Source organism: Sphingomonas sp. Leaf407, from assembly GCF_001425385.1.
GTDB lineage: Bacteria > Pseudomonadota > Alphaproteobacteria > Sphingomonadales > Sphingomonadaceae > Sphingomonas.
The window spans coordinates 208,295-229,938 of record NZ_LMQO01000005.1 but is presented as its reverse complement, the minus strand read 5'-3'; the positions used below and the strand labels follow the sequence as shown (position 1 = coordinate 229,938).

Annotated in this window: 24 protein-coding genes; 9 read left to right on the top strand and 15 right to left on the bottom strand. The window is 68.2% G+C overall.

What is annotated here, in order from left to right:
- Positions 1–6 precede the first annotated feature (6 nt).
- A complete protein-coding gene (locus ASG37_RS15175) occupies positions 7–600 on the top strand; it encodes an ankyrin repeat domain-containing protein (RefSeq protein ID WP_055762145.1) in 594 nt (197 codons plus the stop codon).
- Positions 601–613: 13 nt separating this feature from the next.
- Here the strand turns inward: ASG37_RS15175 and ASG37_RS15170 are convergent, their stop codons facing one another.
- The gene (locus ASG37_RS15170; RefSeq protein WP_055762142.1) at positions 614–1,963 is read right to left on the bottom strand and encodes a family 43 glycosylhydrolase; all 1,350 of its coding nucleotides are present in this window, start codon (positions 1,961–1,963) and stop codon (positions 614–616) included.
- Positions 1,963–5,166 (bottom strand): glycoside hydrolase family 2 TIM barrel-domain containing protein, encoded by a 3,204-nt coding sequence (locus ASG37_RS15165; RefSeq protein ID WP_235525268.1) that lies wholly within the window; start codon positions 5,164–5,166, stop codon positions 1,963–1,965. The genes ASG37_RS15170 and ASG37_RS15165 overlap by 1 nt, the downstream gene beginning before the upstream one ends.
- 91 nt (positions 5,167–5,257) lie before the next feature.
- Here ASG37_RS15165 and ASG37_RS15160 point away from each other — a divergent pair, with 91 nt between their 5' ends.
- Positions 5,258–6,754 carry a glycoside hydrolase gene (locus ASG37_RS15160; RefSeq protein WP_055762139.1) on the top strand — a complete coding sequence of 499 codons (1,497 nt, stop codon included), beginning with the start codon at positions 5,258–5,260 and terminating at the stop codon, positions 6,752–6,754.
- Positions 6,755–6,766: 12 nt separating this feature from the next.
- Here the strand turns inward: ASG37_RS15160 and ssb are convergent, their stop codons facing one another.
- The gene (gene ssb, locus ASG37_RS15155) at positions 6,767–7,324 is read right to left on the bottom strand and encodes a single-stranded DNA-binding protein (RefSeq protein WP_055762136.1); all 558 of its coding nucleotides are present in this window, start codon (positions 7,322–7,324) and stop codon (positions 6,767–6,769) included.
- 202 nt (positions 7,325–7,526) lie between these two features.
- A complete protein-coding gene (locus ASG37_RS15150; protein WP_055762133.1) occupies positions 7,527–8,441 on the bottom strand; it encodes an endo alpha-1,4 polygalactosaminidase in 915 nt (304 codons plus the stop codon).
- A 125-nt stretch (positions 8,442–8,566) separates the two neighbouring features.
- Between ASG37_RS15150 and ASG37_RS17435 the strand changes: the two genes are divergently transcribed.
- On the top strand, positions 8,567–8,743 hold the full coding sequence (locus tag ASG37_RS17435) for a DUF4169 family protein (protein ID WP_082448535.1): 177 nt from the start codon (positions 8,567–8,569) through the stop codon (positions 8,741–8,743).
- 4 nt (positions 8,744–8,747) lie between these two features.
- On the opposite strand, the gene feoB is transcribed toward ASG37_RS17435, so the two are convergent.
- The 4 genes from feoB to ASG37_RS15130 are packed head-to-tail and all read right to left on the bottom strand — an operon-like array spanning position 8,748 to position 11,938.
- Positions 8,748–10,601: a ferrous iron transporter B gene (gene feoB / locus ASG37_RS15145; RefSeq protein ID WP_055762470.1), complete on the bottom strand. Its 1,854-nt coding sequence runs from the start codon at positions 10,599–10,601 to the stop codon at positions 8,748–8,750.
- 13 nt (positions 10,602–10,614) lie between these two features.
- Positions 10,615–10,872, bottom strand: a complete 258-nt coding sequence (locus ASG37_RS15140) for a FeoA family protein (protein WP_055762130.1) — start codon at positions 10,870–10,872, stop codon at positions 10,615–10,617.
- 38 nt (positions 10,873–10,910) lie between these two features.
- Complete coding sequence (locus tag ASG37_RS15135; RefSeq protein WP_055762127.1) at positions 10,911–11,429, bottom strand: YceD family protein; 519 nt, start codon at positions 11,427–11,429, stop codon at positions 10,911–10,913.
- Positions 11,426–11,938, bottom strand: a complete 513-nt coding sequence (locus ASG37_RS15130) for a ubiquinol-cytochrome C chaperone family protein (protein ID WP_055762124.1) — start codon at positions 11,936–11,938, stop codon at positions 11,426–11,428. Before ASG37_RS15130 ends, ASG37_RS15135 begins: the two co-directional genes overlap by 4 nt.
- A gap of 123 nt (positions 11,939–12,061) precedes the next feature.
- Here ASG37_RS15130 and ASG37_RS15125 point away from each other — a divergent pair, with 123 nt between their 5' ends.
- The 6 genes from ASG37_RS15125 to ASG37_RS15100 all read left to right on the top strand — a co-directional run bounded on the left by ASG37_RS15125 (position 12,062) and on the right by ASG37_RS15100 (position 17,641).
- Positions 12,062–12,538: an outer membrane protein assembly factor BamE gene (locus ASG37_RS15125; RefSeq protein WP_055762467.1), complete on the top strand. Its 477-nt coding sequence runs from the start codon at positions 12,062–12,064 to the stop codon at positions 12,536–12,538.
- Between the two features lie 130 nt (positions 12,539–12,668).
- The gene (locus ASG37_RS15120) at positions 12,669–13,178 is read left to right on the top strand and encodes an RcnB family protein (protein ID WP_055762121.1); all 510 of its coding nucleotides are present in this window, start codon (positions 12,669–12,671) and stop codon (positions 13,176–13,178) included.
- A 221-nt stretch (positions 13,179–13,399) separates the two neighbouring features.
- A complete protein-coding gene (locus ASG37_RS15115) occupies positions 13,400–14,791 on the top strand; it encodes a glycosyl transferase family protein (RefSeq protein ID WP_082448559.1) in 1,392 nt (463 codons plus the stop codon).
- Positions 14,788–15,792, top strand: coding sequence for a hypothetical protein (locus tag ASG37_RS15110; RefSeq protein WP_057687655.1), 1,005 nt, complete (start codon positions 14,788–14,790; stop codon positions 15,790–15,792). Before ASG37_RS15115 ends, ASG37_RS15110 begins: the two co-directional genes overlap by 4 nt.
- A 176-nt stretch (positions 15,793–15,968) precedes the next feature.
- Positions 15,969–16,883 (top strand): sulfite exporter TauE/SafE family protein, encoded by a 915-nt coding sequence (locus ASG37_RS15105; RefSeq protein WP_055762115.1) that lies wholly within the window; start codon positions 15,969–15,971, stop codon positions 16,881–16,883.
- A 38-nt stretch (positions 16,884–16,921) separates the two neighbouring features.
- Positions 16,922–17,641, top strand: coding sequence for a TIGR02186 family protein (locus ASG37_RS15100; RefSeq protein WP_200909833.1), 720 nt, complete (start codon positions 16,922–16,924; stop codon positions 17,639–17,641).
- Positions 17,642–17,647: 6 nt separating this feature from the next.
- On the opposite strand, the gene ASG37_RS15095 is transcribed toward ASG37_RS15100, so the two are convergent.
- The 7 genes from ASG37_RS15095 to dnaQ form a co-directional block, all read right to left on the bottom strand.
- Positions 17,648–18,145, bottom strand: a complete 498-nt coding sequence (locus ASG37_RS15095; protein WP_055762109.1) for an MmcB family DNA repair protein — start codon at positions 18,143–18,145, stop codon at positions 17,648–17,650.
- Positions 18,146–18,190: 45 nt separating this feature from the next.
- Entirely contained in the window at positions 18,191–18,856 is a 666-nt protein-coding gene (locus ASG37_RS15090; protein ID WP_082448534.1) for a cell wall hydrolase, read from the bottom strand.
- Between the two features lie 166 nt (positions 18,857–19,022).
- Positions 19,023–19,358: a DUF1491 family protein gene (locus ASG37_RS15085; protein WP_055762103.1), complete on the bottom strand. Its 336-nt coding sequence runs from the start codon at positions 19,356–19,358 to the stop codon at positions 19,023–19,025.
- Entirely contained in the window at positions 19,355–19,846 is a 492-nt protein-coding gene (locus ASG37_RS15080; protein WP_055762100.1) for a PaaI family thioesterase, read from the bottom strand. Before ASG37_RS15080 ends, ASG37_RS15085 begins: the two co-directional genes overlap by 4 nt.
- Positions 19,806–20,273 carry a PTS sugar transporter subunit IIA gene (locus ASG37_RS15075; protein WP_055762462.1) on the bottom strand — a complete coding sequence of 156 codons (468 nt, stop codon included), beginning with the start codon at positions 20,271–20,273 and terminating at the stop codon, positions 19,806–19,808. The genes ASG37_RS15080 and ASG37_RS15075 overlap by 41 nt, the downstream gene beginning before the upstream one ends.
- Positions 20,274–20,891, bottom strand: coding sequence for a ribosome hibernation-promoting factor, HPF/YfiA family (gene hpf / locus ASG37_RS15070; RefSeq protein ID WP_055762460.1), 618 nt, complete (start codon positions 20,889–20,891; stop codon positions 20,274–20,276).
- A 57-nt stretch (positions 20,892–20,948) separates the two neighbouring features.
- The gene (dnaQ, locus tag ASG37_RS15065; protein ID WP_055762097.1) at positions 20,949–21,644 is read right to left on the bottom strand and encodes a DNA polymerase III subunit epsilon; all 696 of its coding nucleotides are present in this window, start codon (positions 21,642–21,644) and stop codon (positions 20,949–20,951) included.

The window sequence follows — 21,644 nt, the reverse complement described above, 5'->3', positions numbered from 1 at the left end:
TTTGGAATGAAGCCGATCCGTGTCCTGCTCGCCGCGGCGTTGCTGCTGCCCGCCGCCGCGCAGGGCCAGCAGACGTCGCCGGGCTACAGCTTCCTGAAAGCGGTGCGCGACGAGGACGGCAACAAGGTGAACGACATTCTGGGCCAGCCCGGACAGACGATCATCAACACCAAGGACCGTTCGACCGGCGAAGGCGCGCTGCACATCGTCGCCAAGAGCGGCAATCTGACCTATCTGCGCTTCCTGCTGGCGAAGGGGGCGAACCCCAATTTGCAGGACAATCGCGGCAACACGGCGGCGATCTATGCGGTCGAATCGGGCTCGGTCGAGGCGGTCGACGCGCTGGCGGCGCGCAAGGCGAACCTGAATCTGGGCAATTCGAGCGGGGAGACGCCGCTCATCCGCGCGGTGCAGTTGCGCAATCCCGACATGGTCCGCACGCTGGTGGCGGCGGGCGCCAACCCCGATCAGGCCGATGTGATCGCCGGCCTGTCGGCGCGCGACTATGCCCGGCGCGACACCCGCACCCCGGCGCTCCTCCGGCTGCTGGAGGCCGCCCCGGCCAAGCCCAAGGCGGCGGTCGCCGGCCCGCGCCTGTAACGCGGACCGGCGCTCAGCGGATCGTCCACTCCAGCAGCGTCGCGTCCTGCGGAACGGTAAGCCGCAGGTAGCGCGTCCGTGCCGCATGGCGCAGGACGATCGGCGATCCGCTTGCCGCGCTCTCCCCCGCCAGCCGTGTCCAGCGCTTGCCGTCCGCCGATCCCTCGATCGTCAGCGCATGGGACTGGACCGGGAAGCCCATCCGCAGGCTGCTCTCGCCCACCGGCTTCGCCGTGCCCAGATCGGCGACGATCCGCGGCGGCATGGCGGTGGCCGGTATCCAGCCGGTGGCGTAATTATCATCGCCGGCACGTTCGGGACCGTGCAGCGTATCGCGGCCCTGCCCGCTGGCGCGCCATGGCAGGCCCTGAGCGCGCCGCGCGGCGAACCCCCGCACCGGTCCGCCATGCCCCGGCAACACCCGCGCGATCGTGCCGTCGTCGTTCAGCCGGATCGGGTCGATCGCCACCTGCCGCAGCACCGCATCGCCCGAGGGCAGGAACGGCAGGCCGTGACGATGATACAGAATATACGCCTGTCGTCCCGAGCGGAAGATCGCGTGGTGGCCGGGGCTGATGACGTTGCGTGCGGCGTCGGTCGACAGGATCGGGCTGCCCGGCCCTTCGCGGAACGGGCCGAACGGGGTATCGCCGATCGCATAGCGGACCTTGTAGGTGTCTTCGGTCGTCTTGCCGTCGCTATAGCTCAGCACATAATGCTTCCCCTGCCGCATCATGAACGGCCCTTCGAAATAATTCGGCGGGGTGACGTCGCGCACCGGCCCGTCGAAGCGGACCATGTCGGGCTTCAGCTTCACCACGAAGCAGTGCCCGTTGACCCAGTTCAGCCCCGACCCCCAATAGAGATACGCCTGCCCGTCGGTATCGACGAACGCCTCGGCATCGATCATGTGATAGCGCCGGTCGAAATCGCGGCCGATCAGCGGCTTGCCGCCATTGGCATCGGCCCATGGCCCGGCGGGCGACGTCGCGCTGCCCACCCACACCTCGCTCCCGACCGAGACGTACATGTACCAGCGCCCGTTCGCCGCCTTGACCACCGACGGTGCCCAGACCTTGGCATCGCTCGACGTCGGGCTCGTCGCGGCGGCCCTCGTCGGCCAGTTCGGCGTGGAGAAGCGCCAGTCGCGACCGTTGTCGGATGTCCACAGTCCCAGCGCATCGCCGCCCCATGGATCGATCGTGGCGAAGATATACCAGCGGTTGCCGTCGCGCACGATCGAGGGATCGGCGAAATAGCCCGGCAGCAGCGGATTGCCCGCGTGCGCCGCATCGAAGCGGGGTTCGGGCGCGGCGGCGGCGAGCGACAGGCCCCCCGCCACCACCGCCGCCAGCGCGCGCATCACTGCACCTCGGTCGCGCGCGCCGGCCGCGCCTTGTCGGGCGTCGTCCCCTCGCCCGCGAACGGCTTGAAGCGGAAGGCGACGCGGATCGGCTCCAGCTTCGTGCGATACTGCATGTGCGGCTGGCCGACCCAGTTCCACGCGGTATCGCCGCCGACGCCCCATTGCCCGGCATCGACGATCAGCGATACCTGGTCATGCGGCACGATGTCGCTCGACTTCCACGTGCCCTCCGGCCGGCGATAGAGATCGCTGTAGGGAAACGCCAATGCCTGCATCATCAGCGGGCCGTCGCCCTCGATCCGCAGCCCCTGTCCGCCGCCCGACAATTCCATCCAGCGCACGTCGGTCTTGTTGCCGGTATCCTGTGGCCGCATGTAATCATGGTTCTGTTCGGCGATTTGCCCGCGCCACAGGCCGATCGGTGCGCTGGTCCTGCGATCGACATAGCTTTCATGCGGTCCGCGACCATACCATTCGACCGTGGTCATCGTCGTCGGCAACGACCACATCAACCCGACGCGGACCGGCGGCGGCAGGTCGCTCTTCAGCGGGGTGAGTTCGCCCGACACCGCGATTTCGCCCATCGCCTCCATCGCATAGGTGGTGACGAACCGCGCCGCGCCCGCGCCCAGCGCATGGTCGACCGTCACCGTCGCGCCGCCGTTCGGGCGCCGGACGACGGTGATCGCGCGCACCTGCCGCTCGGCGCTCATCGCCCGCCACGGCTCCTGCTGGCGCGCGGTGCCGGTCAGCGTGTCGTTATCGGTTTCCGCCCGCCAGAAATTCGGCGCGCCCCCGCTGGCCAGCAACGTGCCGCCGCGCGTCAGCCGCGCCAGCCCGGTCGCCCGGTCGATCGTCAGCGTATCCCCGCCCGCGCTCAGGCTGACCGCCTGCGCGCTGTCCTGCACGGTCGCGCTCGTGGCGACGTGCGCGCGTTCGCCCGACCGGGCGACGGCGAACTGTTCCCAACCGACGATATAGTCGGCCGGCACCAGCGGGATCGCGTTCGCCTTTGCCCTGGCGCGCACCGTCACAAAAACTTCCGCGCCGGGTTTGCGGGCGTCCTTGGGCAGCGGCAGCGTGATCGTCTGCGTCGCGCCCGCCGCCGTGGTCATCGGCGGCAACGCACCGGTCGCCACGGCCACGCCGTCGGCTTCGAGTACCCAGTCGAACGCGAAACCCGACAGGTCGCGGAAATCATGCCGGTTGCGCACCGTGACCTGCCCGGTCGCGGGATCGAACCGCTCGAACTGGATCGGCGAGAGCACCTTCTGCACTTCGTAGAGATGCGGATTGGGGGTGCGGTCGGGCTGGTTCAGCCCGTCGCCGAATTCGATGTCACCGCCCGGATTGGGACCATATTCGCCGCCGTCGCCCCAGTAACGCTTGCCGTCGCGGGTCGTGCGGAACATCGACTGGTCGACCCAGTCCCAGATGAAGCCGCCCTGCAACTTGTTCGGGTGCGCGTAGATCGTGTCCCAATATTCCTTGAAATTGCCACCCGAATTGCCCTGCATATGGGCATATTCGCACTGGATCATCGGTTGCGTGCGGGTCGGGTCCTTGGCCCAGTCGACCATCTTCTCGACGTCGTCGTACATCGGCGCATAGATGTCGACATACGGGTTGGGCTGATGGTCCCAGTCGAGCGTGCCCCAGCCGAGATAGGAGATCAGCCGGCCGGGGTCGCGCGCGCGGATCGATGCCGCCGCCTTTTCGAAATTGGGGCCGATGCCCGCTTCGTTGCCGAGCGACCAGAAGATCACCGACGGATGATTCTTGTCGCGCTCGACCATGTTCATCACGCGGCTGACATGCGCGCCTTCCCATGCCGGATCGAAGCCGATCTGCAGCTTCGACCGCAGTTCGGGATGCTTGTTGGCATAGTCCATATAGGCATGGCTCTCGATATTGGCCTCGTCCATGACATAGAGGCCCATTTCGTCGGCCAGCGCATAGAAGCGCGGATCGTTGGGATAGTGTGAGGTGCGCACCGCGTTGATATTGTTGCGCTTCATCAGTTCGATGTCGCGCCGCATCGATTCGAGCGAGATGACGTGGAAGGTGACGGGGTCATGCTCGTGGCGGTTGACGCCGCGCAGGACGATCGGCCGGCCGTTGACGCTCACCCGCCCGCCGATCATCGCCACGTCGCGGAAACCGATCTTCTGCGGGGTCGACTGGATCACCCGCCCCGACCCATCGAGCAGTTCGACCAGCAGCGTGTAGAGGTTGGGCATCTCCGCGCTCCATGGGCGCACGCCCGGCACGTCGGCGGCGATCGTCAGCTTGCGCGCGGCCCCGGCCGGCACCGCCGCCTCGCGCGACAGGAGTTCGCGGGTCCCGTCGAGCAGCACGACACGCGCCCGCGCCGTCGCCGCACCGGTCACGGCCAGATCGACCGCCAGTCGCCCGTCGCGGAAGCTGCGATCCAGCCCGGCATGGACGAACACGTCGTCGATCCGCGTTTTGGGGACCGACGCCAGAAAGACCTCGCGCTCGATCCCCGACACGCGCCAGAAATCCTGATCCTCCAGATACGATCCGTCGGACCAGCGGATCACCTGCACCGCCACCATGTTGCGCCCCGGTTTGACGAAGCGGGTCACGTCGAATTCGGACGGCAGCTTGCTGTCCTCCGAATAGCCGACCTCGCGCCCGTTGACCCACACGCGATACGCCGATCCCGCCGCGCCGATGTGCAGGATCACGTCGTCCCCGCGCCACCCGTCGGGCAGGGTGAAGTCGCGGCGGTACGATCCCGTCTCGTTCGTATCGTGCGGCACCAGCGGCCGGTTGGCGGGAAAGGGATAGGTGATATTGTTGTACTTGGGCTGGCCATGGCCCTGCGCCTGCCACATCGCCGGCACCGGAATCGTTTTCCACCGCGACACGTCATAGCTGGGCGACTCGAACCCCTTGGGCGCGCCGTCGACCGATGGGCTGAACGCGAACGCCCAGTCGCCGTCCAGCGACAGGAAGCGCGCCGATTGGGTACGATGCCCGGCAAGCGCGCGCTCGCGGCTCTCATAGGCGAAGCCGGTCGCACGGGCGGGCAGCTTGCCGCGCGCGTAGACCGCCGGATTTTCCCAGTCGGGACGGCCGGGATCGACCTGAACCGGTTCGACCCGCGGTGCCTGTCCCCACGCCGGCATCGCCAGCGCCATCATGCCCACGCCCAACAACAGCTTGCCCATCATGTCTTGCATCTCCCCGGAAACGATGTTTTGTATGACAATATACGGTTGAACCGGCGATGCAACGCCGAAGCCGCAAAAGGGGAGGAACCGAATGACTGGCCTCAAGGTACGGCTGCGCTGGCTTCTCCCGCTCGCGTTGATCCTGCCCGGCGGTGTCGCCGCGCAAGACGCTCGCGTGCCTGCCGGCCATGGCGAATCGGTTCCGGTGACGCTGCGCATCGCGACCGACCGGCCCGGCACGACCTTCGAGGGCTGGGGCACCGCGCTCGCGTGGTTCGCCAATGTGACCGGGGCCTATCCCGATGCGACGCGCGAGCGGCTGGCCGATCTGTTCTACGGTGCCGATGGACTCGGCTGGACGATCGCACGCTATAATATCGGCGGCGGCAACGCGCCCGATACGCCGCCCTATCTGCGGACCGGTGGGGCGGTGCCCGGTTTCTGGCGCGTGCCGGCCGGGGTCGATGCCCGCAGCGCATGGCGCGCCGACGATCCGGCGATGTGGGACTGGAGCGCCGATGCCGCGCAACGCTGGTGGCTCGATGCGATTCGCCGCCGGGTCGACGCCCCGCTGTTCGAGGCGTTCTCGAACTCGCCGCCATGGTTCATGACGGTCAGCGGCCGGGTATCGGGTGCGACGAGCGGCACCGACGACAATCTGCGCGCGGGACAGGAAGGCGCGTTCGCCGCCTATCTGGCGCGCGTCGTCGACGAACTGCAACGCCGCCACCGCATCGCCTTCCGCACGCTTTCACCGGTCAACGAGCCGAATACCGATTACTGGTTCGCCGCCAACACGCAGGAAGGCGCGCACTGGTCGCCCGCGCGGCAGGCGGCAATGATCGACGCGAGCGATGCGGCGCTGAAAGCGCGCGGCCTGACCACCGTCGTCGCCGCGCCCGACGAGACGAACTCGCACCTCTTCCTCGCCGACTGGGCCGCCTATCCCGCCGCCACCCGGGCACGGATCGGCCAGCTCAACGTCCACAGCTATGGCACGGTCCATCAGACCGGGGTACGCGACATCGCGCGTGCTTCGGGCATTCGCCTGTGGATGAGCGAACACGATATGGCGCTGGAAAAGACGCCGGAGCAGGTCGACGACGTCGCGACCGCGCTGGCCTTTGCCGAGCATGTCGTGGGCGATCTGCGCCGGCTGGAACCCGCCGCATGGGTATTCTGGCAGGCGGTGGAAAACCGGAGCGCGCGAGACGGCCAGCCCGGATCGAACTGGGGCATCGTCAAGATGGATCTGACCGCCGCCGCGCCGGGGCCGGAGGCGATCCGCATCACCCGCAAATATTGGGCGATGGCCAATTTCAGCTGCCATATCCACCCCGGCTATCGCCTGGTGCCGGTCGACGATCCCGACAGTGTCGCCGCCCTTTCGGGCGATGGCACCACGCTGGTGATCGTCCACGTCAACGGCGGGATGCTGTCACGCCGCCTCACGCTTGCGCCCGCCGCCGGCGGCTATCGCCTGACGCGGCGGATCGTGACCGATGCCCGGCGCAATGCGGCCGCCGACCGAATCACGCCGGTCGCCGACCCCCGCTCGGTGACGACGTTCGTCCTCAAGCGGGGGTAGGAGGGGGTGCGCTCAGAACGGCACGTCGTCGTCGAGATCGTCGCCGAACCCGCCCGAGAAGCCGCCACCCTTGTTGCCGCCCGAATTGAAGCCGCCGCCACGCGATGCGCCGCCCTGGCCACCGCCCGACGATCCGCCACCGAAATCATCGCCGCCACCAAAGTCGCCGCCGCCGCTGCGGCCACCACCGCCACCACCGCCGCCACCCTGACCGCCGCCGGGGCCGTCGAGCATCGTCAGCACCGAATTGAACCCCTGCAGCACGATCTCGGTCGAATATTTGTCCTGACCCTGCTGGTCCTGCCATTTGCGCGTCTGGAGCTGGCCCTCGATATAGACCTTGCTGCCCTTACGCAGAAAGCGTTCGGCGACGTTGGCGAGGCCTTCGTTGAAGATCGCGACCGAATGCCATTCGGTCTTTTCCTTCTTCTCGCCGCTGTTGCGGTCCTTCCACGATTCCGACGTGGCGATGCGCAGGTTCACCACCTTGCCGCCGTTCTGGAACGATCGCGATTCGGGGTCGCGGCCCAGATTGCCTACGAGGATCACTTTGTTGACGCTGCCAGCCATGGCGCTTGCCTTCTTCACGAATGGGATATGGCCGAGCTTCCTAAGCCAGCGCCGCAGGGGACGCTAGGGGTTAGAGGCTGGTTCAAGGCGGTGCCGGCCCGCTCCCCCACCCGGCCACCCACAGCGTACCCTCGATGGGTGGCCGGGTGGGGGAGCGGGCCGGCACCGCAGAACGCGCATCGGCGCGTTTTCAAACTAACCCTTAGCCGTCGCAGCTATAGCGGAAGCTGTTGTCGAGCGCTTCGGCCAGCACCAGCGTATGCACCCCTTCGGCGCGCGACGTCGCGCACAGCCTGTCGCGCGCGCCGCCGGTGTTGCTGCGATAGGTTGCCTTGTATTCCGCGACGAACACCGGCTTGTTCGCGGTGATGAACGGCTTGAGCGTCGCGCATTCGTCATATTCATGGCATTGTTCGTTGACCGCGAAGTCGAACGCTCCCTCCAGCGCCGCCACCTGGTCGAGATCGTTCTTCAATCCCACCGCCAGCCCGCGCGCATGTGCCTCGCCGGCGAGGAACCGGTTATAGTCGAGCTGCTGCGCGGCGGTGATGCCGAGGCCGTTCTTGTTCGCATAGCCATCGACATTGTCGGGCTCGACCGCGTCGCAGCCCTTGGTCCGCGCCAGATCGAGCCGGGTCTGCATCACCCGCCGGACGTTGGCGGACGTGACCGACAGCCAGCGTTCGCCGACCCAGCCGTCGAGCGCCGATCCGCGATCGGCGGCGGCGAACTGGGCATCGTCACTGCGCCAGTTTTCCGACGATCCGGCCGAGAAATAGCAGATCACCCGCCGCCCGCCATCGTGCAGCTTCTGGATCGTCGCGACCGGCGTGTCGAACAGATCGACGTCATAGGCGGTGACGGCATAGCTGGTGTCGACCGTCCCCGTGAGCTGCCATTGCCACGTCGTCGCGGTCGCGCCGGGCCGCCACCATCCGGTCACAGGCGGCGTCGTCGAGCTACTAGCGCTGGGCGTCGGGGTGGGCGTCGCGGTCGCGACCGGCGGCGGTGCGCTGACCGTGCCGTCGCCGTCGTCACCGCCACCGCCGCCGCATGCCGCCATCAGCGCGATCAGGCTCACCCCGATTCCCTGCCGCACCCCGTCCCTGATCCGCATCGTTCCACCTTATCGCTCGGGGCTGCGGCTACTGCGTCGACCCGTCTCCCGCAATCGATCCCATGGGATGATCCGCCTTCCCTTTCGCCCCGTTTCGGCGCAGTTTGTCGGGGAAGGAGCCGGCGATGGGTGACGTCATCAACCTCAACCACGTCCGCAAGGCGCGCGCCGCTGCGACCAAAGCGGCCACCGCCGACGCCAACCGCGCAAAATTCGGCCGGACCAAGGCGGAAAAACAGGCCGAGGCGCAGGAACGCGAACGGGCAAAGGCGCTGCTCGACGGGGCGAAGCGCGAGGAATAGCGGCCTATCCCAGCCCGAAGGCGACCGCCGTCCAATAGGTGGCACCCGCCGCAACATAGGCGAGCGCGAAGAGATACACGATCATCACCACCGGCCATTTCCAGCCGTTGGTTTCGCGCCTTGCGACCGCGATCGTCGAGAGACACTGTGGCGCGAACACGAACCACGCGAGGAAGGCGAGCGCGGTGGCGAGGCTCCAGCGTCCGGCCAGCCGTCCGCCCAGTTCCTGCGCGCCCTGTTCCTCGTCCGTCGCGTCGATCGCATAGACCGTCTGGAGCGCCGATACCGCGACCTCACGCGCCGCCATCGCTGGAATCACCGCCAACGCCATCTCGTGATTGAAGCCGATCGGCCGCAGCACGACTTCAAGGCCCGAGGCGATGCGTCCGGCGATCGAATATTCCGACTGCTTCACCCCCGCCGGCGCGACCGGATAGGAGGTGAGGATCCACAGCGCGACCGTAACCTGCAGGATGATCGTCCCCGCGCGGCGCAGGAACACATAGGCGCGCTGCCACAGCCCGATCGCGACGTCGCGTATCGAGGGGAGCTGATAGCGCGGCATCTCCATCAGGAAACCGCCTCCTGCCCCCTTGGTCGCGGTGCGGCGCAGGACGAAGGCGGCGAGGACCGCGCCGACGATACCGGTCAGGTACAACACCAGCAGCACCAGCCCCTGCAACCCGACGCCGGGCAGCACCGAGCGCGCCGGAATGAACGCGCCGATGATGACCGCATAGACCGGCAACCGCGCCGAACAGGTCATCAACGGCGCGATCAGGATCGTGGTCAGCCGTTCCTTGGGATCGTCGATCGACCGGGTCGCCATGATGCCGGGAATCGCGCAGGCGAACGACGACAGCAGCGGAATGAACGCGCGGCCCGACAGGCCGACCCCGCTCATCAACCGGTCCATCAGCAGCGCGGCGCGCACCATATAGCCCGATGCCTCGAGCAGCAGGATGAACAGGAACAGGATCAGGATCTGCGGCAGGAACACCACGACCGATCCGACGCCGTTGATGACGCCCTGCACCAGCAGATCGCGCAGGAATCCGGCCGGCAGCGCGGCGGTGGCGCTGTCGGCCAGCCAGCCCTGCGCGCCCTCGATCCAGCCGATCGGCGCTTCGGACCAGGTGAACACCGCCTGGAACATCACGAACAGGATGGCGAGCAACAGGATGGGGCCGACCACCGGATGCAGCGCCACCCGGTCGAGCCCGAGCGTGACGGCACGCATCCGCGGCTGTTCGACCACCGCCAGCCGGGCGATGCGCCGCGCCTCGCGCTGGAAATGGCGGATGTCGGTCTCGATCGTGTCGGTCGCCGCCTTGCGCGGCGCTCCGGCCAGAATGTCGCCCAGCGCCGAGCGCAGTTCGTCCAGCCCGCGCTTGCGCACCGCGACGGTCGCGACGACGGGCACGCCCAGTTCGGCGGACAGCGCGGCCAGATCGATCGTCAGCCCGTCGCGCGTCGCCATGTCGATCATGTTGAGCGCCAGCACCATCGGCCGGCCGAGCGACTGGAGCTGGAGGACAAAGCGCAGATGATTGTCGAGGTTGGTGGCGTCCGCGACGACGATCATCGCATCGGGCACCCGCTCGCCGCTCTGGCGGCCGAGCACCACGTCGCGCGTCACCGCTTCGTCGGGGCTGCTGGGGTCGAGGCTGTAGGTGCCGGGCAGGTCGACCAGCTCGATCGGCCGCCCGTCGTTCAGCGCCAGCCGGCCCGAATGGCGCTCGACGGTGACGCCGGGATAATTGCCCACCTTCTGCCGCGCGCCGGTCAGCGCGTTGAACAGGGCGGTCTTGCCGGCATTGGGATTGCCGACCAGTGCAACCAGGGGAGCGGGGTTCACGTAAAGGGTGCCGTCAACCGCCCAGTGGTGCCACGCGAATCGCGCCGGCGACATGCGAGCGCAGCGCCACGGTCATTCGCCCGATCCGGCACGCCATCGGCCCGCCGCGCAGCATCGCGCGGTGCAGCAGTTCGACGTCGACCCCCTCGTCCAGTCCGAATTCGCGCAGGCGCCGCGCCTCGCTGGGCGACAGTCGCTCCCAATCGACCGATGCGACCGTCGCTCGGGCGGCACGCGGCAGTTGGGCGAGATACAGACCGGGGGATAACATTGCGACTGATTATCAATAAGCACCGCCCAAGGAAAGGCTTATTTCGTCAGCAGGTCCTTCAACCCGCCGAGCGCGGTGATCGGCGCGACATCTTCCTCGCGGACCACGCCGGCGGTGCGCAGCACCTCCTCGGCATCGGGGCTGCGCGGATAGGGGTCGAGCGCCAGCGCGAGCGTTTCCGCCGCCGCTTCGCCCAGATCGATCGCCGCGCCGGCATAGAACATCGTGTCCATCGCCGAATCGTCGAGTTCGGCGGCGTCGCCCTCGATGCTGCCTTCGGGCAGGAAGCGCAGGACGAAGGGTTCGTCGACCGATTCGGGCACCGGTTCGCCGCTGGCGACACAGGCCTGGGCGACTTGAGCGGTCAACCGGCCGGTCGCGACGATGCCGGCGACATCGCGGCGCAGCGCATAGTCGGCGACGAGCGAATCGATCGCCAGCAGCCGGAACCGGCCCATCAGCCGCCGACGTTCGTCGCCGTCGGCCTCGATCCGCTGGCGCAATTCGCCCTCGCCGATCTGGTCGATGCGGATCGGGCGGTGGAATTCGGAAGTCATTGCGGCACGTCTCCGGCAAGCAGATGGTCGAGGGTCACGGGGTCGAGCGCGGTGCGCAGCGCGCGCAGCTCGCGTTCGACATGGGCCAGCGCGTCCGGCCCCGGATCGTCACCGCGATAGAGGTTGCGGACCAGCGCGGCACCCAGCGTGTTATCGGCCAGCCCGTCGCGATACGCGCCGATCCGCCCGCCGAGCATCGCCATCATCCGCCCGATATGCTTGCCGACCACCATGTCGCCAAAGCCGATCTGGCGCAGTTGCCCGTCCATGTCGTCGACGAAACATTCGGCCAGACTGGCGGAGGCGGCGGCAGCGGCGCCTTCGCGCTCCAGCCGCAGCATCACCATCGTCAATATCGCGGCGATCATGTCGAACCGGCCATCGATCGTGTCGGGCACCCGCCCCGCCAGATACCAGTGCGGCAGGCGACCGCGCGCGACGACCGCGTGGTAGAGCGTCGCGGCCTGACGCGGGGGCGGTTCGCGGCGGAACAGGCGACTGAGGACCATGACACTCCGGATGGAACAGGAAGGGCGCGCTTGTGGATGGCGCGGGTCCGTCATATTGAACGCATGGCCGCGCGATGCAACACGCGCGCCGGCCCGGTCGCGCGTTCGCAGGACGGAGAAGTTATGGTTCGGTTTCCCACCCGTGGCGCAGCGGCGCTGATGATCGCCTGTGCCGCGGTCGCGTTGCCCGGCTGCACGAAGTTGCGCAGCCATCAGGGCTATGTGATCGATCCCGATCTGGTCAACGCGGTGCAGCCCGGCATCGACACGCGCCAGTCGGTGCTCCAGACGCTCGGCACGCCGACCTTCACCGGGCAATTCTCCGACCGCGAATGGTTCTATCTGTCGCGCGACAGCCGCAATTTCGCGTTCAACCGACCGCGCGCGGCGGACCAGACGACGCTGAAGATCACGTTCGACCAGCGCGGCAACGTGACCGCGATCGACCGTACCGGCGTCGATCAGGTCGTCGGCATCAGCCCGTCGGACAAGAAGACCCCGACGCTGGGCCGCGAATCGAACTTCTTCAGCGATCTGTTCGGCAACATCGGCACGGTCGGCGCGCCGGGCACGGCGGGACCGTCGCAGCGGCCGAACTGACGGTTCGGGCTGGGCGGGGGAGCGGACCCAACGATCCGCCCGCCTTGCTGTAGCATTACAATCATATTCGCGTAGCGTTCAGGGCGACTCGGGCATTCCTCCTGCCATCACGGAAGGAAGGAGCTTTCCCATGCGCAAACTGATCCTCGCGGCACTGGCTGCCGCCGTATCGATCCCGACGCTCGCCGCCCCCGCCATGGCGCAGTCGCGTCACGAGCTGCGCCGCGACCGGCAGGATATTCGCGAAGAGCGGCGCGAATATCGCCAGGCGCTGCGCTATGGCGATCGCCGCGACATTCGCGACGAACGCCGCGACCTGAACCGCGCCCGCCGCGAATTTCGCGAGGACCGGCGCGACCGCGCATGGGGTCGCGGCGACTGGCGTCCCTATCGCAACAGCCACCGCAGCCTCTATGCGCGCGGCAACTGGAACGCGCCGTTCCGCTACCAGAGCTTCCGTCCGGGCGTCGCGATCGGCCGGCCCTATTACGCGCAGCGCTACTGGATCGCCGATCCGGGCCGCTATCGCCTGCCCCCGGTGCGGGGCGGCCAGCGCTGGGTCCGGCATTACAACGACGTGGTCCTCGTCGATCATCGCCGGGGTCGGGTGGTCGATGTGATTCGCGGATTCTATTGGTAACGGCGGCGTTCGGCCGCGCCGCTGCGGAGCGGCGCGGCCGGTGCGCAAAGGCACCAGTCCCGAAAGGGGATTGAGGACCGTTTTCGCCAACGTCCACTTGCGCGAACGGTTCACGGCCGGCGGCAAAATATTCCGTTTCGGTCCGAACGGTGCGCTGCCCCGCTTGTGACGCCGGATCGTATTCGATTACATCCGCCATGGAGCATCCGGGGGGATGGACGATGGCGACGGCGATCCCGTGGATCGATGCGATTGTGCGTGAGACGATGCTGGCCGCCGCGATCGGGCTGCTGATCGGTGGCATCGACGATCTGGCGGTCGATCTCGCCTATCTCATCCGTGCGCTGCGCCGTCGCTGGCGACGGTCGCGCGCCCTGACGCTTGCCGATTTTCCGGTCGAAAGCTGCTCGGCGCGCATCGCGGTGCTGGTACCGGCATGGGACGAATCGGCGGTGATCGGCGCGATGCTGCGCGCCACGATCGCGCGGATCGACCACCCCGACTGGCGGCTCTATGTCGGGGCCTATCCCAACGACCGCGCGACGATCGATGCCATCGCGGCGGTCGCTAATGGCGACGGACGCATCCGGCTGGTGCTGACCGAACGGCCCGGTCCGACGACCAAGGCCGATTGTCTGAACGCGCTGTGGCGGGCAGCCACCGCCGATGGCGTGGGCGAACGGCACCCGTTCACCGCGATGGTGCTGCACGACGCCGAGGATGTGGTGCATCCCGGCGAATTGCGCGTGTACGACCGGATGCTGCGGTTCGCCGACACGGTGCAGTTGCCGGTCCTGCCGCTGCCCGATCCCGCCTCCCTCTGGGTATCGGGTCATTATATCGACGAATTTTCCGAGGCGCATGGCCGGCAGATGCCGGTGCGCGCCGCGCTGCGTGCCGGATTGCCGCTGGCCGGGGTGGGATGCGCGATCTCGGCGGCGATGCTGGAGCGGATCGCCGGGGTGCGCGGCGGCCTGCCGTTCGACGAAACCAGTCTGACCGAGGATTACGAGCTGGGGCTGACGGTGCGGGCGCTTGGCGGACGCGGGTTGTTCGTGCGCGTCCTCGAGACACCGGGCGGACCGCCGGTCGCGGTTCGCGCCTTTTTCCCGGCAACGCTCGACGCCGCCGTCCGGCAGAAGGCGCGCTGGATGACCGGCATCACCTTGGCGGGGTGGGACCGGACCGGCTGGCAACGCGGTGCGGGCGTGCAGGAACACTGGATGCGGATGCGCGACCGACGCACGATCCTTGCCATTCCGGTGCTGGCGCTCGCCTATCTCGCGCTGCTGGTCTGGGGGCTGGCGGGCACGGCGCATGCGATCGCCGGAACGACATTGCCCGTCCCCGACAGCGCGATGCGCTGGCTGCTGGCCGTCAATTTCGCGCTGCTGGCGTGGCGCGTGCTGATTCGCGCGATACTGGTCGCGCGCAATTACGGCCGTGGGCAAGCGCTGCGGTCGGTCCCGCGCCTGCTGGTCGGAAATGGCATTGCGCTGCTCGCCGCGCGCCGCGCCATCATGCGCTATCTGAGGTCGCTTCGCGGCGGCACGTTGGTGTGGGACAAGACCGCGCATCATTTCCCGACCGCCGCCGAATTGAACCTGCCTTGAGTGCGCATGGTCCCGCCGGACGCGGGCGGCCGCTGCGTTTCCTGATGCTGGTCAGCGGCGGATGGGTCGCGTTGCGGGTCACGCTGTTGTGGCCCGAAACGGCGATCGTGCCGGACGTGCTCGGGGTGGTGCGCCCGGTGGCGGCAGCGCTGCCGCGCCGGCCGGCAGTCGGGACGTCGCGACAGGTCGCGCGGTGGGTCGCATCGCCGGTCGTCCCGCTGCGGCCGCAACCGGGCGCAAAGCCTCCTGCAGCGATCCTGCCTGACGCCCGACCCGCCGAGACGATCGAACTCGCACTGGTCGCCCCCGTCGAACCCGGCCCCGCGCCGCTGGTCGCCCCCGGGCCGGTCGGCGTCGGACTGCCGATACCACCCGCGCGCCAGGGCACGTCGTTCAGCCTGTGGGCGATGGCGCGCCCCGGTGTCGCGACCGGCGGACCGGTGCAACTGGGCGGCGGGCAGGCCGGGATACGGATGCGCGTTCCGGTAGCGGCGGACGGGCGGGTCGCGCTGGTCGGCCGGCTGGCGACGCCGCTGGCCGGGCCGGGGCGCGAGGCGGCGCTCGGCGTCGAATGGCGACCGCGCGGGCTGCCGGTGGCAGTGGTCGCCGAACGGCGCATCGCGCTCGACTCGAGCGGCAGCGGCACCGGAATCGGGCTGGTCGCCGGGGTCGATCGGCCCGCACTCCTCGCCGGATTCGCGCTCGAAGCCTATGGGCAGGCGGGGGCGGTGGTTCGACGCGGCGTCGAACCCTATGCCGACGGCGCGGTGCGGCTGCTGCGCCCGGTCGCCGATGCCGGTCGCGTGACGCTCAGCGTCGGCATCGGAAGCTGGGGTGGGGCGCAGCGCGGTGCCCGGCGGCTCGATGTCGGTCCGTCCGCCGTACTGCGCCTGCCGGTCGGCCCGGCACCGCTGCGGCTGTCGATCGACTGGCGGCAGCGGATCGGCGGCAATGCCGCGCCCGGATCGGGACCGGCGGTCACGCTCGGCAGCGACTTTTAATCGGCTGTTTGAAAACTCGCGGAAGGGCGAGTTTCGAGGCGGTGCCGGCCCGCCACCCTCCCGACCACCCACAGCGTATCCTGAATGGGTGGTCGGGAGGGGGAGCGGGCCGGCACCGCCAAACACGCATGGGCGCGTTTCCAAACGGACTCCAAGCGGCTACCCCATGACTCGTCATGGATCTCTACCTCCCCATCGCCAACCTGTCGGTCAACGCGCTGGTCATCGTGCTGCTGGGCGGTGGAGTCGGGTTCCTCTCGGGCATGTTCGGCGTCGGCGGCGGGTTCCTCACCACGCCGCTGCTGATCTTCTACGGCATTCCGCCGACCGTCGCCGCCGCCTCGGCCGCCAGCCAGGTGACGGGCGCCAGCGTGTCGGGCGTGTTCGCGCATCTGCGCCGCGGCGGGGTCGATTTCCGCATGGGCGGGGTGCTAGTGGCGGGCGGGGTGTTCGGATCGATCGCCGGGGCGTTCGTGTTCCGCCTGCTCCAGTCGAGCGGGCAGATCGATACCGTCATCGCCATCCTGTACGTCGTGATGCTCGGATCGATCGGCGGGCTGATGCTCAAGGAAGCGATCGGCGCGGTGCGGGTGTTGCGCGGCGCGATCCCGCCGCGTCCTGCGCGGCGGCGGCACCATCCGCTGGTCGCTTCGCTGCCGCTTCGCTGGCGCTTCTATGCGTCGGGGCTGTATATCTCGCCGCTTGCGCCGTTGCTGCTCGGTTTCGCCACCGGAATCCTTACCGTGTTGCTCGGGGTCGGCGGCGGCTTCATCCTCGTGCCCGCGATGCTCTATCTGCTCGGCATGGGGACGCGGGTGGTGGTCGGCACGTCGTTGTTCCAGATTCTGTTCGTGACGGCGGCGGCGACGATGGTCCATGCGCTGACCACCAAGGCGGTCGACATCGTGCTGGCGGTGCTGTTGCTGATCGGATCGGTGACGGGCGCGCAGATCGGCGCGCGGTTCGCGCAACGGGCCAAGCCCGAATATCTCCGCCTCGCGCTGGCCATCATCGTGCTGGCGGTGGCATTCCGCATGGCGCTGGGCCTCGGCTGGCGGCCCGACGAACTCTATACGGTGCAGCCGGCGTGAGGCGCGCGATTGCCGCCGCGCTGCTCGCCCCGCTGCTGATGGGGGCGGCCGCCCCGGTGCTGGTGCCCGACGTGTCGAGCCGCGACGTGCGCATCGCCTACAGCTTCACCGGGGCCGACCTGCTGCTGTTCGGCGCGATCCTCTATCCCGGCGGGCGCGTGCCGCAGGGCGACCGGCCGGCCGAGATCGTCGTGGTGGTGAAGGGCCCGCCCGAGTCGATCGTCGTGCGCGAAAAGGAGAAGGTGGCGGGCATCTGGGTCAATGCCGACCGGATGCGCTACCGCTCTGCCCCGTCCTTCTATGCCATCGCCTCGTCGCGGCCGCTCGCCGCCATCGTCGACGACCGGACCCGCGCGATCTACGAACTGGGACTGGGCAGCCTGCAACTCTCGCCCGCCGCCGGCACGTCGGCGAAGGATCAGGCGCGGTTCGCCGCCGGCTTCGTCGATCTGCGCCGCCGCGCCGGGCTGTACCGCGAGGAACCGGACGCGGTCGAGATCACCGACGACGTGCTGTACCGCGCGACGATCACCATACCGGCGCGGGTGCCGGTGGGGCGATTCACCGCCGAAACCTTCCTGATCCGCGACGGGCGGGTGCTTGCCGCGGCGGTGCGCGAGATCGACATCCGCAAATCGGGGTTCGAACGCTTCGTCGCGACCGCCGCCGATCAGGCGTCGGTGCTCTATGGGCTGGTCGCCGTCATCCTGTCGGTCGGCTTCGGCTGGGCGGCGGGCACGCTCTGGCGGCGGTTCTAGACGCGCCTACCAGCCCCGGATCGCATCCGGGTCGATCGCCCCGATCAGCCGCCGTGCCGCCCGTCTGGCGAATGCCAGCGTACAGCGTTTGCGGACATGCGCGGGCAGCGGCGTCGTCGCCGCTTCGCGCAGGATCGTCGCTTCGTAGCGATCGGCGATGATGATTCCGGTCCGTTCGGGCAGGAACGCTTCCTGTCCCAGTGGCGTCGTGTCGAACCCGGCCGGCACTGCCCAGAAATAGCGGTCGCAATGGCCCAGATAGTCGGTCCATTTGCCGTCACCGAGCAGGTCGGCGCGCGATACCTTGATCTCGACGATCACAATTCCGCCGCGCGCGTCGATCGCCATCAGGTCGGCGCGCCGTCCGCCGTCGAGCGGCACTTCGGCCATTGCGGTCAGGTCATGCGCGAGCAGCATCCGCGTGACGCCACGCGCGACCTCGGCGGCGATCAGCGGATGGGTGTCGAGCGCGGGTTCGGGATGCGACGGGGCGAGGCTCACCATCGCGTCAGTATAGGAACATTATGCGAACGGGGAAAGACCCCCGGTTCAGCGATAGAAGATGTGGTTGCCGACCGATGCGACCCGCGCCTTGCCCCAATTGGGGCTGACGTGGCGTGCATGGAAATACAGCGCGTTTTTGGCAGGGCTCTGCCACAGGTCCTTGGTGGCGACGCGGGCGACGGCAACGGCGGTCTTCCATGCGCGGCGGCTGGTGTCGATGTCGGGCAGCCGGCCACCCTTCACGAACGAGAACTGGCCGGGCTGCTTGACGACCGAACAGACCGAGCTGGGAAAACGGCCCGACGTCGTGCGGTTGAGGATGACGTCGGCGACGGCCAACTGTCCGGCGAGTGGTTCACCCTTGGACTCGAAATAGATGCTGACGGCGAGGCAGTTGAGCTCTTCGTCGTCGATCGCGGCGCTCTGTGCGGCGACGGCGGCATCGAGCGTGGAGAAATCGGTGGTCGAATCGGTGACGCTGTCATCCGCGGCGGTCAACTCGGCCGGCACTACAGAGAGGGTCTGCACGACTTCGGCAGGGGGGGCGAACCGCACCGGGGCGTTCGCGGGAACCATCGGCGTGGCCCGAAGGTTAGTGACTATAGTCGGTGATGCGGTTTCTTCCGCAAGGACCGGAGAAGTCATGCCAGCGGCTAAGCTGGCGAAAAAGGTCACGGCGGCGATCGTCGCCGTGGGGAAGCGCAGCTTCATCGGTCGTCAATGATATGCGGTTGGTGCGCGGCAGACATGCCCTTCGCGAACGAAAGACCGACGACCGGACGTGCCCCCCGACTGCGTAACCGATCGGTATCGCACCCCGACCGACACAACGCTTGTGCCTGTTGGAGCGCGGCTTAGGTTTCGTTACGATCCTGTGTCAATCAGCCCACAGGGTTTCAGCGCCCAACCGTTCGCCGCCTGCGACGATCGCCTCGACCACCCACAGGTCGGGATCGGCCCGTCGCCGATCGCGCCAATAGTCGCCGAGCAGCGCTTCGGACACGACATCGGCCTTGCGCCGGACGATACGCGAGACGCCGTCCAGATCGCGTTCGCGCTCGAACACTCTGGCGCTGCCGTCGGAATCGATGGTCAGCAGCAGCACGATCCCCGATTCGCGGTCGCCGCGCGCCAGCACCATCGCCTGTCCGCCCGCCGCCTCGACCACGCGGCAGAAGGCGTTGACGCGCAGCGTCGTCGGCCAGTCGCTCATGCCGGCGCGTAGCCGGGAAGCGAGGCGAGCGCGATCCGGCTTTTCATGAAGGTGCCGGTGCCGCGCGCCGCTTCCTCGCCACCGGCATCGGTCAGATGCGCGTCGGCGATGAACACGCGCCGCTTGCCGCTGACCCAGCGCCCCTCCGCCACCACCGGTCCGGGTCCCAGCGGACGGGTGAGCAGCAGGTTGAACGCGGTGGTGAGCAGAAACCGGTCGGTGACGAGGCTGTTGGCGGCATAGAAGGCGGCATCGTCGAGCATCTTGAAATAGGTCGTGCCATGCGCCGCGCCGGCGGCGTGGAAATGGCGTTCGTCGATGCGGAAATGGATGCGGGCGATGCCGGCGGCGACGATCTCCAGTCGCGAATCGAACAGCCGGTTGACCGGGGCCGCCGCATACAGCGCCTCCAGTGCCCGGAAATGCGCCGTTTCGCCGGCGGGGGTGTCAGGCGGCGTCACGCGCCTCGACGCCCGACAGCAGCGCATAGAGCGCGTCGCTCGACCCCGCGCCGCGCAGTTTCGCGCGGAACGCCGCGTCGCGCAGCGAGCGCGACACACGGGCCAGTGCTTTCAGATGCTCGCTGCCGGCGTGCACCGGCGAGAAGAGCGCGAAGACCAGATCGACCGGCAGATCGTCGACCGCCCCGAAATCGAGCGGCCGCGCCAGCCGCAGGAATACCGCGACGACCCGGTCGAGGGTTTCCACCCGGATATGCGGAATGGCGATGCCACCGCCGAACGCGGTCGACCCCAACCGCTCGCGATCGGCGAGCAGGTCGGCGACGACACGCGCGTCGAGGGCGCACAACGGCCCGGCAACGGTGCCGAGGTGCGCGAACAACCCCTTGCGGGTGCTGGCGGAAACGTCCGCCAGCACCGACTTCGGGCCTATCAGGTCGTGGAAATCGTACACTCAGGCTGCTTGGGGGGTCTGTGCCGCACGATTGGGTTCGACCCAGCCGATGGTGCCGTCATGCCGGCGATAGACCATGTTGAACGCCCCCGTCCCGCTGTTGAGGAACAGCAGCGCGTTGGTGTTGCGCAGGTCGAGCATCATCACCGCGTCGGACACGCTGGCATCGGGCACGTCGACCCGCGTCTCGGCGATGATGAGCGGGGCGTCGGCCACCTCTTCCTCATGATCGTCGCCGCCGCCGAACACGGTATAGCCGGCATTGTCGAAGCCATTGTCGTATCCGCCCGCCTCGGCCATCGCCACGACCTGCGCGGCGTTGCGATCCTTCAACCGGCGGGTGTAGCGGCGGAGCTGCTTTTCGATCTTGTCGGCGGCGCCGGCGAACGCACCCTGCGCGTCCTGCCCGTCGTTATGCCCCTTGAGCACAAGACCCTGGGTCACATGACAGACGATGTCGCAGATGAATCCGTTGTCGTGCGGACCCTTGCCGAACGTCGCCGTCGCCGAGATCGCCCGCTGGAAATATTTATCGGCGATGCCCTGCAACCGGTCCTGGACCATCGCCTTCAGCGCGTCCCCGGTGTCGACCTGGTGCCCCGAAACCCGGATGTCCATGTAATCCTCCGTCATTGTGGAACTCTAAACCCGCTGGAAGCGGGGGGCATCAACGCCTTAAGGGGCGGACTGGCCCCATAACGGCTCCTTGAGCGTGGCGATAAAAGCGGCATGCGCGACCAGTTCGGCCTCGCTCGGCGCGAAATCGCGCGGCGGCCGCACCGGCGCGGCGGCGGGCACGGGTGCCCCGGCCGTCTCCGCCATGGTCGTCGCCGGCGCGGCATCCAGCCCGAAGCCGATCTGCCGCCCGCCCATCAGCTCGACATAGACCTGCGAGAGCAGTTGCGCGTCGAGCAGCGCGCCGTGCAGCACGCGGCGGCTGCGATCGATGCCGAACCGGCTGCACAGCGCGTCGAGCGTGTGCTTGGCGCCGGGATGGCGGCTGCGGGCGATGGCGAGCGTATCGACCATCCGCGTCATCGCGACCGGCTGGCGGCCGGCCGCCTTCATCTCGCCGTTCAGGAAGCCCATGTCGAAATTGGCGTTATGCGCGATCAGCGGCGCGTCGCCCAGAAAGGCCAGCAGATCGTCGATCGCGGTATGGAACGCCGGCTTGTCGGCGAGGAACGCATCGGACAGGCCGTGGACCGCCTGCGCCTCGGCAGGCATCGATCGGCCCGGATTGAAATAGGCGTGAAAGACCGCGCCCGTCTCCACCCGGTTGACCAGTTCGACGCAACCGATCTCGACCAGCCGGTCGCCTTCCGAAAATTTGAACCCCGTGGTTTCGGTATCGAACACGATCTCGCGCAT

Coding starts and splice junctions, on each gene's coding strand:
- ASG37_RS15175 (WP_055762145.1), top strand. CDS start 7: ATGAAGCCGATCCGTGTCCTGCTCGCCGCGGCGTTGCTGCTGCCCGCC.
- ASG37_RS15170 (WP_055762142.1), bottom strand. CDS start 1,963: ATGCGCGCGCTGGCGGCGGTGGTGGCGGGGGGCCTGTCGCTCGCCGCC.
- ASG37_RS15165 (WP_235525268.1), bottom strand. CDS start 5,166: ATGATGGGCAAGCTGTTGTTGGGCGTGGGCATGATGGCGCTGGCGATG.
- ASG37_RS15160 (WP_055762139.1), top strand. CDS start 5,258: ATGACTGGCCTCAAGGTACGGCTGCGCTGGCTTCTCCCGCTCGCGTTG.
- ssb (WP_055762136.1), bottom strand. CDS start 7,324: ATGGCTGGCAGCGTCAACAAAGTGATCCTCGTAGGCAATCTGGGCCGC.
- ASG37_RS15150 (WP_055762133.1), bottom strand. CDS start 8,441: ATGCGGATCAGGGACGGGGTGCGGCAGGGAATCGGGGTGAGCCTGATC.
- ASG37_RS17435 (WP_082448535.1), top strand. CDS start 8,567: ATGGGTGACGTCATCAACCTCAACCACGTCCGCAAGGCGCGCGCCGCT.
- ASG37_RS15140 (WP_055762130.1), bottom strand. CDS start 10,872: ATGTTATCCCCCGGTCTGTATCTCGCCCAACTGCCGCGTGCCGCCCGA.
- ASG37_RS15135 (WP_055762127.1), bottom strand. CDS start 11,429: ATGACTTCCGAATTCCACCGCCCGATCCGCATCGACCAGATCGGCGAG.
- ASG37_RS15130 (WP_055762124.1), bottom strand. CDS start 11,938: ATGGTCCTCAGTCGCCTGTTCCGCCGCGAACCGCCCCCGCGTCAGGCC.
- ASG37_RS15125 (WP_055762467.1), top strand. CDS start 12,062: ATGGTTCGGTTTCCCACCCGTGGCGCAGCGGCGCTGATGATCGCCTGT.
- ASG37_RS15120 (WP_055762121.1), top strand. CDS start 12,669: ATGCGCAAACTGATCCTCGCGGCACTGGCTGCCGCCGTATCGATCCCG.
- ASG37_RS15115 (WP_082448559.1), top strand. CDS start 13,400: ATGGCGACGGCGATCCCGTGGATCGATGCGATTGTGCGTGAGACGATG.
- ASG37_RS15105 (WP_055762115.1), top strand. CDS start 15,969: ATGGATCTCTACCTCCCCATCGCCAACCTGTCGGTCAACGCGCTGGTC.
- ASG37_RS15100 (WP_200909833.1), top strand. CDS start 16,922: ATGGGGGCGGCCGCCCCGGTGCTGGTGCCCGACGTGTCGAGCCGCGAC.
- ASG37_RS15095 (WP_055762109.1), bottom strand. CDS start 18,145: ATGGTGAGCCTCGCCCCGTCGCATCCCGAACCCGCGCTCGACACCCAT.
- ASG37_RS15090 (WP_082448534.1), bottom strand. CDS start 18,856: ATGAAGCTGCGCTTCCCCACGGCGACGATCGCCGCCGTGACCTTTTTC.
- ASG37_RS15085 (WP_055762103.1), bottom strand. CDS start 19,358: ATGAGCGACTGGCCGACGACGCTGCGCGTCAACGCCTTCTGCCGCGTG.
- ASG37_RS15080 (WP_055762100.1), bottom strand. CDS start 19,846: ATGCGCTGCTGTCGGGCGTCGAGGCGCGTGACGCCGCCTGACACCCCC.
- hpf (WP_055762460.1), bottom strand. CDS start 20,891: ATGGACATCCGGGTTTCGGGGCACCAGGTCGACACCGGGGACGCGCTG.
- dnaQ (WP_055762097.1), bottom strand. CDS start 21,644: ATGCGCGAGATCGTGTTCGATACCGAAACCACGGGGTTCAAATTTTCG.